Origin of the sequence: Jeotgalicoccus sp. ATCC 8456, from assembly GCF_016313225.1 — a bacterium.
GTDB lineage: Bacteria > Bacillota > Bacilli > Staphylococcales > Salinicoccaceae > Jeotgalicoccus > Jeotgalicoccus marinus.
On record NZ_CP066224.1, the window covers coordinates 1,267,880 to 1,283,394 of the forward strand.

Here is a 15,515-nt window from a genome sequence, read left to right on the forward strand (position 1 = left end):
AGCATTATCAACGAAAGGGGTTTTCCTATTCAATTAGCTTAACAAAGCACCTTCTTCATGGCTTTTTAAGCCAAGTGCCTTTGTAGTTCGTTCATTTACTTCTTTAAACAACTCTGGATTTTGGGACAAGGAAGTACCGTAAGTTGGTATCATTTCTTTAATTTTGTCTTCCCAGCCCGGGAACTCTTCTGGGAAGGCTCTACTGATTAAATCAAGCATCGCATCTACACAGACTGAAGCCCCTGGTGATGCACCTAGTAAGGATGCTATCGAACCATCTTCTGATACGATTGTTTCCGTACCAAACATCAATGTACCTTTTCCGTCTTTGTCTGTATCCTTGATAACTTGAACGCGTTGACCAGCAACTACTGTTCTCCAGTCCTTACTTTTGGCATCAGGAATAAATTCTCTTAGCTCTTCGATACGCTCTTCTTGCTTTAATAATACTTGTTGTATTAGATATTTTGTTAATCCCATTTCCTTAGCACCAGCGGATAGCATCGTTAAGACATTATAAGGTTTTACCGATGCAATTAGGTCTAAATATGACCCTGTTTTTAAGAACTTAGGAGAGAAGCCTGCAAATGGTCCAAATAATAGTGAACGTTTACCATCGATGTAGCGTGTATCTAAGTGAGGTACAGACATTGGTGGTGCACCCACTTTCGCTTTACCATACACTTTCGCTTCATGTTTATTGACGATTTCTTCATCTTCACAAACTAAAAACAGGCCACTGACAGGGAATCCACCGATTTTTTTAGACTCTGGTAATTTCGTTTTTTGTAAGAGTGGTAGACTCGCTCCACCTGCACCAATAAATACAAAATCAGCGGTATGAAATTCTAGTCTACCCGTATTTAAATCTTTTACTTTCACTTGCCATTTGCCAGATTCTGTACGTCTTAAATCTTGCACCTCGTGCTTATACTCAACTTCAATACCATCATTTGTTAGGTTATCAAATAATTTTTCTGTTAGACTTCCGAAGTTAATATCCGTTCCGGAGTCAATTTTAGTCACTGCAATTTCTTCAGATGGTTGGCGGCCTTCCATCATTAAAGGCACCCATTTTTTCAATACTTCATGATCATCTGAGATTTCCATACCTTCAAAAAGTGGACTTTCAGTTAACTTGTCGACACGTTTTTTAAGGAATTCAATATTCTTTTCACCTTCAACAAAACTCATATGCGGCACTGTATTTATAAATTCAGATGGCGAAGATAACTTGCCATTTTCTACTAGATAAGACCAGAATTGTTTTGATAGTTGGAACTGTTCATTGATTTTAATTGCTTTTGTTGCATCAATTGTCCCATCCTTCATTTCCGGTGTATAGTTTAGTTCACATAAAGCTGAATGCCCTGTCCCAGCATTATTCCATGCATTTGAACTTTCACTTGCCACAGCATCCAGTTTTTCGAATACCTTGATATTCCATTCAGGTTTTAATTCTTTTAAAAGCGTTCCAAGCGTGGCACTCATAATTCCACCACCGATTAGAACGACATCAGATTTGCTAATAGAAGTAGCCATAATCTTATCTAAGCCCCTTATTCTCTTATTAATTGTTTTATTTATATACAGTATACTCTTTTTACTCAAGTTCTTAAAGTCAAATTACGTAATGCGTTATACTAATTAAAAAATGTGTCATACTAATAAAATATTCAAAAAAGTCACCTGTTTATAACAAACAAGTGACTAAAGAATTTCATTATGAAAGTTGATTGTTAACAAACTGTGCAAATTCATCCGCATCACCTGAAGTGATATTTACCATTGCGATTTTGCCCATACCATCTGGGAATTCTATAATCAGTGAGTCATTCTCAACACTTGCTTTAACGATGTCAGTATAAGCAAACACGCGAGTGTAAGCCTCGCCGTTCATATCAACATTCATAAACATACGTTCATTCGTTGTCATGTACGCTCCCTGGAAATAATTCTGATCTCTCACTTTATATAGTAGAGTCCCCGTTAGTGACGGCCCAAATTTTTCCGTCGGATACAGGTCTGCCTCTGTTAAATTGAGCAAATCCATGTTGTTACCTCCTATATATTATTCAAGATTTTCCAGTTGTTTTTCTGTGCAACGGATAAAAGGTCAGAATCTGGCGAAACAGCAACCGGCTTACCTACAAGTTCTAACATTTTTAAATCTGAAATGCTATCACTATAAGCACGACTGTTTTTCCAGTCAATTTCCTTATTCTTGAAGTGATCTTTTATGATATCAATTTTGCGTTCAGCAAAGACACGCTCAAAACGGGCCTTATAGTCAAGTTTTCCTTTATTGTTATAGTTTACAGATGACCCCACAATTAAGTCAAAACCTATACCTTTAAAGAGGGCTTCTAATAAAGGAATAAAAGCACCTGATATTAAAACGACATAGTAATTGTCTTGTTTTAACTGTTTAATCTTATCTAGTAAGGGACGACGAAGCTCTTCAGACATAGACCTTGCAACATCAGTGAAGAATTCTTCTATATCAGTCTTTGAATAACCTTTAAAAGAAAGAATATACGACTCAAGCGCTCTTTGTTGCATTTTAATTTTAGGCACTAATTTTAATTTATAACCGAAATATGTAGGTGCAAAATAACGTACAAAACGTTTATAATTCTTTTTATATTTTGGATGACTTCGAAGATGCAAACGCAAAGTTTCGAAGGTTTCATGTGGGTACAATGTGCCATCAAAATCAAATAATGCTACTTTCATGTCGCTTTTGTCCTCTCCCTAAATAGTAATATCTATAGTAAATATTTTAACATAAATGATTTAGGGTATATACTATTATGCAATGACGATTAGGAGGGTAAAAATGGATTTAACAGTATATTTAGCCGGAGAAATTCATTCTAACTGGAGAGATGAAATCGAAACATTATCAAAAGAAAAGAACTTACCATTAACTTTTGTCTCACCACAAACCAACCATGATTTATCTGATGATATTGGTGAAAACATTCTTGGTGAGCAACCAAGTAAGTACTACCGTGATGATGCTGCTTCAAGCATCAATAATTTACGCACACAAGTAATGATGAACAAAGCTGATATTGTTATTGCCCTATTCGGTGAAGAATACAAACAGTGGAATACCGCAATGGATGCAACAACAGCGATTAATCTCGGCAAACCACTCATTCTAGTTCGCCCAGAAAAGCTTATTCATCCTTTAAAAGAAATCTCTCAAAAGGCGAATGTTGTTACAGAAAATGTTCAACAAGCGATGGAAGTTATCGAGTACATCTATAAATAAATTCACTTTTATTAAGCCGCTTCAGCACCTTACCTACGCGGCTTAATTTTTTTAAGTTTTTTTAATACTCCAATTGACGTTGTAAATTTTCCCGATGACCGCTATAATTGGCCCATGTGTCAGATATATTGCTCTTACTAAAATATATTACAAAAGGGGAGATTTATAAGATGATTTTAAATAGTGCATTAAATTCTGGCTTTACATTCTCTGTAGGTTGGCAACATTATCTAATGATTGCCTTATACTTTTTACTTCTTGCAGGGATTGGTTATTATGCGTACAAACAATCCACATCTACAATGGATGAATACACACTTGGTGGCCGCAATATCGGTCCTTGGGTGACTGCATTATCTGCAGGTGCTTCAGACATGTCAGGTTGGATGCTAATGGGACTACCTGGAAGTATGTATGAAGTTGGTATGTCCAGTTTATGGATTGCAATTGGTCTTACTGCCGGTGCATATGTGAACTACATCATTGTTGCACCAAGACTCCGTATCTATTCTGAAGTATCTGAGAACTCGATTACTTTACCTGACTACTTTGAAAATCGTTTTAAAGACGAAAAACATCTCGTAAGAATCATAGCAGGACTAGTTGTTGTTATATTCTTCGCTGTATATACAGCTAGCGGAATGGTGTCAGGAGGTAAACTCTTTGAAAATGCCTTTGATTTACAGTATCATTGGGGACTTTTCATTACAGCTAGTGTCGTCATTATCTATACATTTGTCGGTGGCTATCTAGCAGTTAGTCTAACCGACCTCTTCCAAGGCATAATAATGTTTATAGCCATATTTATGGTTCCTATTGCAACATGGTTAACCCTTACAGGTAATGGGGTTGAGCCTTTTGTAAGATTGGAAGACCTCGGTGCAATAAACGATGTTGATTACATGTCCATCATAAGTGGTGTTTCTTTTATTACTATAATTAGTAATCTAGCTTGGTTTTTCGGTTACTTTGGTCAACCGCACATTATTATACGTTTTATGTCCATTAAAACACATAAATTACTACCTGCTGCACGACGTATTGGTATAACATGGATGGCTATTTCACTAGCAGGCGTTTCACTTGCTGGTCTACTGGGCGTCGTTTTTATAGACCATACTCGGCACTATGTTGAAGATCCTGAAACAATCTTGATTTTAATGAGTCAGGTACTCTTCCATCCTCTTGTTGGTGGTTTCTTCTTAGCCGCTATTCTAGCGGCAATTATGAGTACAATTTCTTCTCAACTATTAGTGACTTCGAGTTCACTTGTACAAGACTTTTATAAAATGATTCGTCACCGTGTATTAAAAGGTAAGGAAACTAAAACAGAAGCTGAACTTGATAAAATTTACGTTGCGATGAGTCGCTTATCAGTAGTTATTGTTTCCCTTGTTGCGATTGCTATTGCATGGGACGATGAATCAGTTATCTTAAGTATAGTAGCCAATGCCTGGGCAGGATTTGGTGCTGCTTTTGGTCCACTCGTTGTAATGTCCTTACATTGGAAAGGCATGACTCGCTCTGGTGCAATTGCCGCAATCATTGGTGGTGCCGCTACTGTAATCATTTGGATTGCAGCGGGTACATTTGGTACTGGCTTATATGAAATTATTCCAGGAGTTATCGTATCAACGCTTCTCGGTATTATTGTAAGTAAAATGACTCAGAAGAAAGAGCTTAAACCAGAAATGATGCGTGAGTTTGAAGAAACTGAACGTATTCTTAAAGGTTAATATAAGTAATAAGACCGTAACTCATGGTAACAACCACTGAGTTACGGTCTTATTTTTTAAAAAGTCTTTCCCTTTTACATATAGAGATGTGATAACCTTTAAATGAGGTGCATAAATGACAGAAAAATATTTAAACAGAACATTTATATTGGGTATTGCTTTTACTTTACTTATTGCATTAATCAGTATGGGCTTAGCTCAACTGCCTATTGTACAGAACATTGGTGCTTTAGCTATTGCCTTACTTATCGGTCTAATTTACAGGCAAATATTGGGTTACCCTGAGTCCATTCGGCCCGGCATTACTTTCTCAGCAAAAAAACTACTCAGAGTCGCTATAGTATTGTATGGTTTTAAATTAAATTTACAACTTATTATCTCTGAGGGTTGGATTATGCTAGTACTTGGAACAGGCGTGATTCTCTTATCCTTTTTACTCATGCATGCCTTTAATAAGTTCATGGATACAAATTCATCGATCATGTTCTTGCTTGCTGCAGGGACAGGTATATGTGGTGCTGCCGCTATTTCAGCAGTAAGTTCAATAACCAAAGCAAAAGAAGAAGATACAGCTATTAGTATTGGTTTAATCTCAGTTGTCGGAACAGTTTTCGCCTTAGTTTATACTTTTATTGGGCCAGCTATAAATATGGACAACAGTGTTTATGGTCTATGGAGCGGCTTAAGCTTACATGAAATTGCTCAAGTGGTTCTTGCAGGCGCAACTGGTGGGGATGATGGAATGGCCATGGCCCTATTATCAAAACTAAGTCGAGTATTTTTATTAATTCCAGTCAGCTTTATTATTATGTATGCATTCGCTAAGAGAAATCATACAGATGCAAAAGGAAAAGTTGATATACCTTATTTCTTAGTTTTCTTTTTAGTTGTCACAGTGTTGAACAGTTTTATTTACATACCTGATAATATACGAAATATTATTGATCAACTCACTACCTTACTAATGGTTATGGCTATGGTTGGGCTTGGCTTAAGTGTCTCTCTTAAATCTATTAGAGAAAAAGCAATGAAACCACTCATTGCCTTAATTATTATATCTATTATTTTATCCCTAGTTACTTACTATGTCGCAAGCTTTATAAACTAAAAAAACTGGTGAACTGCCTTTTGGCAATCCACCAGTTTTTTATGCTTTATAGTAAGCCAATCCACTGCCAGTACGTTGCTGACATGATGATGATTAAAATGTAACCTCCGACTGTCAGGAAGATACCTGATTTAAGTAGGTCTTGTACTGTAAATGTTCCTGTACCATAAGCAAGCATATTCTGCGGAGCACTTACTGGTAAGAGGAAACCGAAACAGATTACAAATTGTTGAATTAGGACAAATCCTAGTGAGGAATCTCCAAAATTCAATGTTGTCGTTAATGCAATAAACACTGGAATCAAGGCTGATGCAAGTGATGTTGCACTCGCAAACCCTAAGTGAATTACAATGTTAAATATTGATACTAGCGCAATAATAGCAACAAGTGGTAAGGAATCTAAGCCCATAGCTCCAAATGTAACATCAGATAACCACTGTGCAGCACCAGTTCTTAGTAATACTGTACCTAATGAGATACCAATTGCGAATACGATAATTGTACCCCAGTTGATCGTCCCTTCTACTTCCTTCCAAGTAAAGACTCCAATCTTTGGTGCTAACATTATTGCAAGTGCAATCAATGTAATGGATGAAGAATCAAATGGGTGAAGAATGCCTTCTGTCGCCCAGAATACTAGAAGTAAACTTGCGATCGTTATCAAACGCCACTCAACTGGTTTTATTGGACCAAGTTTTTCAATTTCACTGTTGATCATCTCTCGTCCCCCAGATATCTCATCCGCTTCCGCTTTAAAGAAACGTGTCATTACGAAGTATAATAAAATACTCATAATGATAGAGAACGGTGCTGCATAGATGAACCATTGAATCCATGATACATCTTCTCCCATAGCTTCATTAATAAAGCCTATTGCGACTAAGTTTTGTGCTGCTGCGGTTTTAATACCAATGTTCCAAATAGAAACGGCTTGTACAGCTGTAACGATAAGGAGTGTTGCAAGACGACTATCTTTTGGCATACCGAATGCAGCAATCATACCAATCAGAATTGGGATAACTGCACCCGCTCTTGCCGTTGCTGATGGTACGAAGAATGCAAGTAAGATAGATACTAAAATTGTACCCAAGACAATTGCATTCGTTTTGTTACCAACAATACGTAAAACGTACAGTGCTAAACGTTTATGCAAGTTAGTAATCTGCATGGCACTCGCTAGGAATAGTGCTGTTGCAACTAAGGCAAGTGCTGAACTAGAAAAACCAGAAAAGGCAAGGCTAAGTGCATTACTTGTACCAAATTGATCTGTTCCATCAGGTACACCTAGTGCTTCCCCAATTTCATTTCCTGGTACTGGAGACAGCCCAAGTAAAATAATGAGTAGGCCAACTATCATTACTGCGGATACTGGATATTTCACTGCTTCTGTTACCCACATGATGACTGCAAATGCTAGTACAGATAATGACCTTAAACCAACTACACCAAGAGCTTCAGGTGCTGGCAAGAAATTAATAATAATTAAAACTAAAAAGGCTACAATAATCCAAAGCGGCTTATACGCTTTTTGTTCTTTCTGATTCGCCATAACAGTTCTTTCTCCTTTTAAAATTTATTATCTTTATCACTGCAAATATACCATTTTTTGTTACTTTAATCGCTTCACAATACCAATTGTCATAATTTCATCAAAAATTTAAAAGGAGAAAAATTGTATTCGTTTTCATTTTTGCTCACATACTTTTATTTTTATATAATAGAAATTATATATACCTACTGAGATAAAAGCAGCCATGCACGATTTGTGCATGGCTGCTTCATATTATTAATCTTCTTCCAAAGCTTCGCTATTGTAAATTTTTACATTTCTAAATACATAACTACCGATTACAGCAACAGTAAATGAAATTACTGCACAGATTGCAGCGTACATAAGCACTTGTCCTGCAGGATTATAACCAAACATTACAAGTAAACCAGGCACGGGTGCTGCAGTTCCTGGGGCATCATTGACCATACCTGACGTCGCAATAACGACACCCGATAAAGCCCCACCTACAAAGTTTGTCACATACATCGGTAAAGGGTTTGCAGTCACTAAGTCTGCCTTAGACAGCGGTTCTATTGCCACAGAAATAATGGACTTTAAATCTCCTATTTTCAACTTATAGAAGAGCCAAGCACTAGCTGGAGATGATGCAAATGCTGATAATGCTGCAACAGCCATTGGTATCCCTGTTAATCCAAGTAAGGCTGTTAATGCCATAGAACTAAGTGGTGAAATTCCAACTATTGTAACAATACCACCGAGCATTAAGCCCATTACTAATGGGTTTGTTTCAGTTGCAGTTTGAATGATTGCACCAATTTCTAGTAATGAGTTGTCTACTAGTGGTGTGATTGCTAATCCAAGTAATCTAATTGCTGGTAGACCAACAAGGATAACGATAATAAAGTCTAAGCCCTTCGGTACAACTTTCTGCAACCAAAGTACAAAGAATGACACTAGATAAGCAGAAAACAAACCAGGAATTAGACCCATATCACCAAAACCAGCAGCTAATATTGCTGCATTGACCGGTGCAACTTTCATTGCTAAGGCAACTAACATAACGACAATTGTGCCATCGAGACTACCTGCAACTGCACCCGCATCTTGGAAAAACGGTATTCCAAATATGTCACCTATCACGAATGTATTCAGTGCCTCAACTAAATATGTCGCAATAGCTGCACCTGCAAATGCACCCATAACTTTAGAACCATATGGCGCGAAATGCGTAAATAACGTAAAAACTAGTAAAATAACTAAAAGTAATCCAATACTTAACAGCTCGTCAATTTCCAAAACCCCCACATTGTATATCTATCAGTGTATAATTATGAAAAGCCTTTCAAAATTACAATGAGATTAAGTTATCATAGCAAAAAATTTAAGTCAATTACTTTATATTAAAGAATAACTTATCTTTATGTTAAACTAAAAATGTTATAATACATTAAATTACAAAATATGGAGGCATTATTATGATTAAATACTTAGCAAATGCTTATCTTGGATCACAACTTATTGAAGGTGGCTTAGACAAGATCAAAGCGGACGGAAACCTAGGTGAAGACTTTGAATCTGAGTTTAACGTGAATGCTGATCAAATGAAATTAGCAGGCTATTTAGAGGCAGTTGGTTCTATCTTCTTGTTCTTATCTTTCTTTGGTAAGACCTTCACAAGAATTGGTACACTTTTAGTTAACGCGGTACTCGGTGTTGCAGTTATAAAACATTTCAAAGCAGGTCACGGATTTGAAGGAAGTAAAAGAGCCTTAAAACTACTCGGCCTTAGCACATTAAGCTTCTTAGACTCTTTCCGTAAGTAATGCATAGCAGCTAATTTATTATGTTTGAAAATTGCAGTTAAAGGATAAATATAAAGACAACATATTTTGGAGGTTTTTTAATTGTTAAACTATAACAAGCAGTATATAAATGGCGAATGGGTTGATAGTGACAGTAAAGCAACTATAGAAGTTATTAACCCCGCAACAGAAGAAGCATTTGCAACTGTTGCTGCTGGTAACAAAGCGGATGTAGACAAAGCGGTTGCTGCAGCTAAAGACGTATATTTAGAATTTCGTAATACCCCAGTAAAAGAGCGTCAAGCGATGTTAGAACGCATTGCTGAAGAGTATGAGAAACGTAAAGATGATTTAATCGAAACAATTTCTAACGAACTTGGTTCGCCAATAGATATGACTGAGCAAACACACTATAACGCTGGTTTAGGACACTTTAGAACTGCTGCTAAAACCTTAGATACTTTTGAATTTGAGGAGCAGCGTGGCGATGCTTTAATCGTTAAGGAAAGTATTGGTGTTGCAGGTTTAATAACACCATGGAACTTCCCAACGAACCAGACAGCATTGAAATTATCAGCTGCCTTTGCAGCAGGGTCACCAGTTGTCTTAAAACCAAGTGAAGAAACACCTGTTACTGCAGTACTACTAGCAGAAATTTTTGAAGCAGCTGGTGTACCTAAAGGTGTCTTCAACTTAGTAAATGGTGACGGTGAAGGTGTCGGAATCCCATTAAGTGAACACCCAGATGTACGTATGATGTCATTTACTGGTTCTGCTCGCGCAGGCCGAAGCATCATGGAAAAATCAGCACAAGACTTCAAGAAAGTTGCACTTGAACTAGGTGGTAAATCACCACTGATCGTTTTAGATGACGCAGATATAGATGAAGCTGCTCGCATTGCAACTGGAAGAGTGGTTAGAAACACAGGCCAAGTTTGTACAGCAGCAACACGTACAATCGTCCCTGAAAGTATGAAAGATGCCTTTATCGAGAAAGTAACTGAAAAAATGTCACAAGTCAAAGTTGGTAATCCAAAAGATAGTGGTGTCGAAGTTGGACCCTTAATTAGCAAATCACAATTTGATAGAGTTCAAAGTTATATTGAAAAAGGTGAAGCTGAAGGTGCAACCTTACAATTAGGCGGTACAGGCAAACCCGAAGGTCTAGAAACAGGTTACTTTGTTAAACCGACAATCTTCACGAATGTAGACAACAGTATGACGATTGCTCAAGAAGAAATTTTTGGACCAGTCATGAGTATCATCACATATGATACTTTAGAAGATGCAATTAAAATTGCCAATGACACCGTCTATGGACTAGCAGGTTATGTCGTTGGTAAAGATTCAGAAAAACTTAAACAAGTCGCACGTTCTATCGAAGCAGGTACAGTGATTATCAATGAAGGTAAAGGTACAAATGATTTACCATTCGGTGGTTATAAACAATCCGGTATCGGTCGTGAATGGGGCGACTATGGCCTAGAAGAATTCCTTGAAGTAAAATCAATTAAAGGCTATTTCGAATAGAATTTAGATACAGAAAGTCGTCTGTTTTTTAAACGGACGACTTTTTATATTTTAAAATGCCAAATTCTTCTTTTTAATAAGTATAAGAAAGTCATATAGAGCATTAGTCCGAGCACTAAAAATGAAATATTCATTAGTGATACACCGTACCAACCAGCCATTCCCCAAAATAGGCCGGCTAAGGTACCACCAACACTAGATCCTGTGTAGTAGAAAAACAAGTAAAGTGATGAGGCCTGAGCCTTATTATTGTGGGCGATACTACCGACCCAGCCACTGGTTAATGAGTGTGCAATAAAGAAGCCAAAGGTAAACATGACGAGTCCAATGATAACCGCAATAAGTGATGGGATTAACAAAATTAGTAAGCCTGAAATCGAAATGATGAATGCTGTATATAACATCGTTGTCTTCCCAAATTGGTAAACTAAACGACCAGAAATCATTGAGCTTAATACTCCAACTAAGAAAATTAAATAAATCCAACTGACTATAGTTTGACTCACTTGATAATCTTCAATGAGCACGAATGATACGTAGTTATAAACAGACACATTGGTTCCAAGTAATAGGAAACCCATAACAAATAGAATAACCAATAAAGGATTTTTTATATGTGCAGCTAGTGTTTTTAATAAACTTAATAGATTAAATTCTCTTTTAGTAAAATGTTGAGAGGGTGATAACGAGTACCAGAAAATGACGGTTGCAATTAAGCTCACTACCCCAACTCCGATTACACCGACTTGCCAGCTCCACAAACCCGCTGCAAGTCCTGCAAAGACCCGTCCAAATACCGCTCCAAGGGCATTCCCACTTATGTATAGACCCATTGCCCCAGGTAAGCTAGTTGGATGTATTTCCTCTCCAAGATAAGCCATGGCAATGGAAGGTAAACCCGCTAGGGCTACTCCCTGTATAGCGCGCATCACAAATAGGCTTGAGAATGTTGGGCTAAATGCCGTTAAAATACAGAGTAAAGACGCGACTAACATCGAAGTTATCATAATATTCTTTCGCCCAACTGTTTCAGATAAAGACCCAAAAAACAGCATGCTGATTGCCAATGTAAATGTTGTCACTGAAAGGCTAAGACTTGCTGCGGTCGGTGTAACATTATAAAAAGTCGTTAGGTCTGGTAAGATTGGTTGCACGACATACAAAATCGCAAAAGTATTAAAACCTGCTGCAAAAAAAGCTAATACGGTCTGCTTATATTTTGAAGTACCCCGCTCTATAAATTTCATTTTTCATCCCTCTTTAATGTGCTTCTTTGTATACTGTTCGATCTAACCACGCTTTAGCTTCAGTTAATTCGGCTGTACTTAATTCTCTTGGATACGTCATCTGTACGAGTTCTACGGTGTCTAAGTCCTTATTGATTTTAGGCTGCATATACTTAAAATCAGTTAGATAGTAACCATTTTTCTCGTAAAATTGCACACGTCTTTTCTTCGTTTCATCATCAGGGGCTTCTACTTCAAGAATGACTGGTTTGTTATCTAGGTCATGGAAAGCTTGTAAGGTTTTAGATCCAAGACCTCTTGAACGATAGTTAGGGTTAACTGCTAAATGCTCTATAAAGCGATATTTCTCATTTTCCCATACTGCATAAAATGCAAGAATATCGTCATTTTCCTTTAGCACGAGTATGTTATAGTTATTAAGTTTCAGTAAATCTTTTTGACCTTGATACGTTCGTCTCTCTGACTCTGGAAATGACTCTGCCATGAGCTGATAAACAAGATCAAACGCTTTGTCTTCTAGTTTTTCTAACATATTTACACACACTTTCGAATTGTATTTACTTAATACTATAGAACAGTTTGACAATTAAATACAAACTAATAATTTAACCTATTAAAAATACCCCATAAACTGGAACCCTGAGTTCAGCTTAAGGGGTAAATGTTATTTATCGACTGCTACGGCACTAATTTTCTTTAACATATTTCTGAATTGAGAAAGTTCTTCATCACTCAATTCGTCAAAGAGACTCGACAAGAGGTTCGCATGACTCGGGAATATGTCACCGATTAAAGCTTGACCCTGCTCTGTGAGTTCAACTTTCATACTCCGCTTGTCGTGCTCGTCACGTAATCGTACGATATATCCTTTTTCTTGTAACTTATCTAAAACGTAAGTCGTACTTGAGTTTGCTATTAAAATGCGTTCTTGGATTCTGTTAATTGGCTGTGGTCCTTTGTTGTATAACAATTCCATGACAGCAAATTCACTGATGTTCAAACCGTGTTTTCTCACATCTTTTTTAACGCTTTTTTCTAATAGGTCATTCGTTCTTTTAATTCCTACAAAAGCCTTCAGACTTTCTTCAACTCTGTCCATATAATTAATTACCTCTCAACTACTACGAAATCGATAAAATTGTACCTCACCAAGGTGATTATGTCAACTTTAGTCTTCATCGTCTTCGTAGTCATCATCCTCTTCTTCGTCAAAATATTCATCATCGAATTCGATATAGCGACCATCAACCATATCAGCATAGGTGTTTGCTTCATAGATTAATTGTTCAATATTTCCGTAGTCATCATCGCTAACATCTAGGTAGACGACCTTGTTGACTTGTCCTGTCACACCATTGAGAGAGACCAAAGCGCCTTCATCATCACCGTCGACAATCTGAAGAATATAATACTCTCGATTTTGCCCTTCACCACTCCAAGTAGAATACACATTGTTGCCACCAACTTCATTTGCAGCAGCATTTTCTGCTTGCTCAACTGTTAAAATTTCAGGTTCATTCGATTCAGCGGGTTCCTCTTTTTTAGATGGAGCTGTATCTGACTCATCTTCTGTTTTTTCTGGTTCAGAAGGTTCATCATTTTCAGTCCCCTCATTCTGTTCTTGTGAAGTATTTGAATCGTCAGCCGCAGTATCCTCTGACGGTTTCGCAATAGTTTCAATAGCTTCTACCGATGAATCATGGCGGTTAATTGTGATCTTATGAGTACCTGTATCTCCTTCAACATTGACGATGTAAATGTCATCGTCTGCACCTTCTTCTACAGCTTCTACCGAACCACCGTAACGTTCTGTAACGATTGCCTTGGCCTCATCTTCGTTTATCAGGTCTTCTTGGTTGAAAAATACAAATACCATTCCAGCGATGATACCGATGATAACAGCGCAAATGGCAAACACTAATTTATTCCGCTTCGTCATGATCCACCTCCATATCTATAATTAACGTAAAGGTTGTACCTTTGTTCAATTCACTGTCCACTTTAATCTCAATACCGTTTTTATCTGCTAGTGTTTTGGCTATAGCTAGACCAAGCCCAGAGCCCCCTGTCTTTCTTGCTCTTGCTTTGTCTACTCTATAAAATCTTTCAAATATTTGATTGAGTTCTGCCTGAGGTATACCAATACCTCTATCACGAATTTCTATAAATACTTTTTCAGCATCCTTACTTATGTTCACTTCAATCGATTCTTGACTATACTTATAAGCATTATCTAAAAATATTTTAATCAATTGCTCAAAGGACTGCGTATTAATATAGATATGAGGATTTGTACCATCTGTACTCACTTCGATATGTCGATTAAATGCTTTTTCTAATCGTTTTGATACGTCATTAACAAGATGGACGACGGGTATATACTCTTTATTCTCTGATGCATCTTCTTTTGATACTTGAGTGAAACTTAGGAATTGTTCAGTTAAATATTTCATTCTTAGCGTTTCGTCCGAAATTGCTGTAATACCTTCATCTAATAAATCACTTCTTGTCTGACCAAAACGTTCTAACATCTTAGCATAAGATGATATGACTGTGAGCGGCGTTTTTAGCTCATGGGATGCATTCATAATAAAGGCTTGTTGGTTTTCGTCGTGCGCCTTTAAAGTTAACATCATATCGTTATAAGAATCTGTCAGCATTTTTAATTCCTCAGTATCAGACTCGTTTGTTGAGATTGTCTTAAATTGCCGAACACCTTCTTTGTCATTCATACGTCTAATCATTTGTTTAATGGGCCCTATGATTAAGTTAGTTATTACTCGGTTTAAGATAAAGACTAGAAGTATAATCACGACTGTTGATATGACTAGAATCCACTTCAGAATATTATAAGTACTATATAAGAACTCAACATTTTCAAATATTTGGAGTGAGTACACCTCCCCATTATCCCAAATAATAGGCTGGGAACTCATAACAAAATGCTGCTCACCTAGACTTGTAACGTCAGTGTATTGCTTCGTACTATAGTCCTCAGATAGCTCTACATAGCTCTGATCCGTCGCTATTCTAACGATATAATCACCCGCTTCATCTTGTAAGGCGATATAACCGTCAGACAGTGAGAAATATTGTAGGACTGTTTCCCCACTAATGTTGCTTTCCCTCGCATTTTGAACCTCAGAAATAATATTATTCCCTCTGTTCTCTAACTGTCCCATCTCAGCTTCTAAAGAATAGTGCTTATAAGAAAAATAAATAAGCAAATTAATTAAAATCACGACGATGGCAATCATCAGTGTGGTGTAAAGTTGGATTTTAGTTCCTAATTTCATAAG

The 15,515-nt window shown here is 37.1% G+C and carries 15 protein-coding genes; 5 read left to right on the top strand and 10 right to left on the bottom strand.

Annotated elements, in window-relative coordinates; all coding sequences use genetic code 11:
* Positions 1-33: 33 nt before the first annotated feature.
* The 3 genes from mqo to JEM45_RS06575 all read right to left on the bottom strand — a co-directional run bounded on the left by mqo (position 34) and on the right by JEM45_RS06575 (position 2,736).
* The gene (gene mqo, locus JEM45_RS06565; protein ID WP_255527068.1) at positions 34-1,545 is read right to left on the bottom strand and encodes a malate dehydrogenase (quinone); all 1,512 of its coding nucleotides are present in this window, start codon (positions 1,543-1,545) and stop codon (positions 34-36) included.
* A gap of 178 nt (positions 1,546-1,723) precedes the next feature.
* Positions 1,724-2,053, bottom strand: a complete 330-nt coding sequence (locus tag JEM45_RS06570) for a hypothetical protein (RefSeq protein ID WP_166627137.1) — start codon at positions 2,051-2,053, stop codon at positions 1,724-1,726.
* Between the two features lie 11 nt (positions 2,054-2,064).
* Positions 2,065-2,736, bottom strand: coding sequence for an HAD family hydrolase (locus tag JEM45_RS06575; protein ID WP_026865835.1), 672 nt, complete (start codon positions 2,734-2,736; stop codon positions 2,065-2,067).
* Between the two features lie 103 nt (positions 2,737-2,839).
* Between JEM45_RS06575 and JEM45_RS06580 the strand changes: the two genes are divergently transcribed.
* The 3 genes from JEM45_RS06580 (at position 2,840) to JEM45_RS06590 (ending at position 6,124) form a co-directional block, all read left to right on the top strand.
* Complete coding sequence (locus JEM45_RS06580) at positions 2,840-3,280, top strand: YtoQ family protein (RefSeq protein WP_026865836.1); 441 nt, start codon at positions 2,840-2,842, stop codon at positions 3,278-3,280.
* A 170-nt stretch (positions 3,281-3,450) separates the two neighbouring features.
* Entirely contained in the window at positions 3,451-5,016 is a 1,566-nt protein-coding gene (gene putP, locus JEM45_RS06585; protein WP_026865837.1) for a sodium/proline symporter PutP, read from the top strand.
* A 115-nt stretch (positions 5,017-5,131) separates the two neighbouring features.
* A complete protein-coding gene (locus JEM45_RS06590; protein WP_198687141.1) occupies positions 5,132-6,124 on the top strand; it encodes a YeiH family protein in 993 nt (330 codons plus the stop codon).
* A gap of 46 nt (positions 6,125-6,170) precedes the next feature.
* Here JEM45_RS06590 and JEM45_RS06595 read toward each other — a convergent pair whose 3' ends face one another.
* Both JEM45_RS06595 and JEM45_RS06600 read right to left on the bottom strand, forming a co-directional pair.
* Positions 6,171-7,673 carry an SLC13 family permease gene (locus JEM45_RS06595; RefSeq protein WP_198687142.1) on the bottom strand — a complete coding sequence of 501 codons (1,503 nt, stop codon included), beginning with the start codon at positions 7,671-7,673 and terminating at the stop codon, positions 6,171-6,173.
* Between the two features lie 237 nt (positions 7,674-7,910).
* A complete protein-coding gene (locus tag JEM45_RS06600) occupies positions 7,911-8,927 on the bottom strand; it encodes a PTS sugar transporter subunit IIC (protein ID WP_235678961.1) in 1,017 nt (338 codons plus the stop codon).
* Between the two features lie 185 nt (positions 8,928-9,112).
* Here JEM45_RS06600 and JEM45_RS06605 point away from each other — a divergent pair, with 185 nt between their 5' ends.
* Positions 9,113-9,460, top strand: a complete 348-nt coding sequence (locus tag JEM45_RS06605; RefSeq protein WP_026865841.1) for a hypothetical protein — start codon at positions 9,113-9,115, stop codon at positions 9,458-9,460.
* Positions 9,461-9,541: 81 nt separating this feature from the next.
* Positions 9,542-10,969 carry an aldehyde dehydrogenase family protein gene (locus tag JEM45_RS06610; RefSeq protein WP_166626282.1) on the top strand — a complete coding sequence of 476 codons (1,428 nt, stop codon included), beginning with the start codon at positions 9,542-9,544 and terminating at the stop codon, positions 10,967-10,969.
* A gap of 44 nt (positions 10,970-11,013) precedes the next feature.
* On the opposite strand, the gene JEM45_RS06615 is transcribed toward JEM45_RS06610, so the two are convergent.
* The 5 genes from JEM45_RS06615 to JEM45_RS06635 all read right to left on the bottom strand — a co-directional run bounded on the left by JEM45_RS06615 (position 11,014) and on the right by JEM45_RS06635 (position 15,512).
* Positions 11,014-12,216: an MFS transporter gene (locus JEM45_RS06615; RefSeq protein WP_035855250.1), complete on the bottom strand. Its 1,203-nt coding sequence runs from the start codon at positions 12,214-12,216 to the stop codon at positions 11,014-11,016.
* 13 nt (positions 12,217-12,229) lie between these two features.
* Positions 12,230-12,748, bottom strand: coding sequence for a GNAT family N-acetyltransferase (locus tag JEM45_RS06620; protein WP_166626283.1), 519 nt, complete (start codon positions 12,746-12,748; stop codon positions 12,230-12,232).
* 132 nt (positions 12,749-12,880) lie between these two features.
* Positions 12,881-13,315 (bottom strand): MarR family winged helix-turn-helix transcriptional regulator, encoded by a 435-nt coding sequence (locus JEM45_RS06625; RefSeq protein WP_026865844.1) that lies wholly within the window; start codon positions 13,313-13,315, stop codon positions 12,881-12,883.
* Positions 13,316-13,384: 69 nt separating this feature from the next.
* Positions 13,385-14,155 (bottom strand): prolipoprotein diacylglyceryl transferase, encoded by a 771-nt coding sequence (locus JEM45_RS06630; protein WP_166626284.1) that lies wholly within the window; start codon positions 14,153-14,155, stop codon positions 13,385-13,387.
* Entirely contained in the window at positions 14,139-15,512 is a 1,374-nt protein-coding gene (locus JEM45_RS06635; protein WP_026865846.1) for a sensor histidine kinase, read from the bottom strand. The genes JEM45_RS06630 and JEM45_RS06635 overlap by 17 nt, the downstream gene beginning before the upstream one ends.
* Between the last annotated feature and the right edge of the window lie 3 nt (positions 15,513-15,515).